The 836-nt window shown below is 30.1% G+C and carries 1 protein-coding gene; it reads left to right on the top strand.

The window, feature by feature from the left end:
- Nucleotides 1-144 precede the first annotated feature (144 nt).
- Nucleotides 145-813 carry a hypothetical protein gene (locus tag ACLWS4_RS37195; RefSeq protein ID WP_416876449.1) on the top strand — a complete coding sequence of 223 codons (669 nt, stop codon included), beginning with the start codon at nucleotides 145-147 and terminating at the stop codon, nucleotides 811-813.
- Nucleotides 814-836: the final 23 nt, after the last annotated feature.

The raw sequence follows: 836 nt of genomic DNA, 5'->3' as shown, positions 1-836 counted from the left end.
GTTGACTTATTTCCATTATTTACCAAAAAAATTCTGTTCAATAAATCCCTCGTTTGAATGTTTAGCTAAAGCTGTCAAGGTTATTACTGTCTAAAGTTTTTTGCTTCTTATTTTGAAAGCCTAACAAGGAATAGAATTTAGGAGTTGAATTTTGTGCAAATTCAAAATTTGAAAAGAAATATTACGATATCTGCCCTTTCGTTATTACTAATTTTAACTATCGTTTATATATTGTTTAATACGATCCATACATCCGGAATTGAGAGTACTAATCCGGCTAAAAAAATGGTGGTGCTCAATGAAAATCTTGTATACAAACATTCTCTTTATACCCCTATATCAGCTAATGCGAATGCTGACATACTTGGTAGAGAATATGCCCATACAGATACAAAATCACAAGTTTTCGAGATTGTAGGAGAAAAAAGCTCTGATTTTTTATGCTTAATTAAAGACGGAGAAGAAAAACTGTATCAATCTCAAAAAAACCAGCCCTTATCACTTTCAATATTCAAACCGACGTCAATTAGAATTCATGATTATGACGGAAGTGTAAGTGATAGAGGTACTTTTGTAAAAGATCAAAAAGTAATTGACCAAGTTCTTAGAGAATTAAATACAAAGAATGAAGTGGACTCCTTACCAAATTCTGTACAAATGATAAAACAGATTCAATTTTCATCTTCTAAATATCCTGGTATAAACATTTTATATCAAATGGAACATGACGAAAATGGGAATTGTTTTATTACTGATTCATATTCAGACACTTCATGGAAAATTAATAATGAGTTAATGGAATTTATAAGGTAAAAAGAAGTCAGGGGAGAATATTA

This window comes from Kitasatospora sp. SC0581 (genome assembly GCF_048159585.1).
Classification (GTDB): Bacteria; Actinomycetota; Actinomycetes; order Streptomycetales; family Streptomycetaceae; genus Kitasatospora.
The sequence above is the reverse complement of the archived record's forward strand: the minus strand, read 5'-3'. Positions and strand labels throughout refer to the sequence as shown.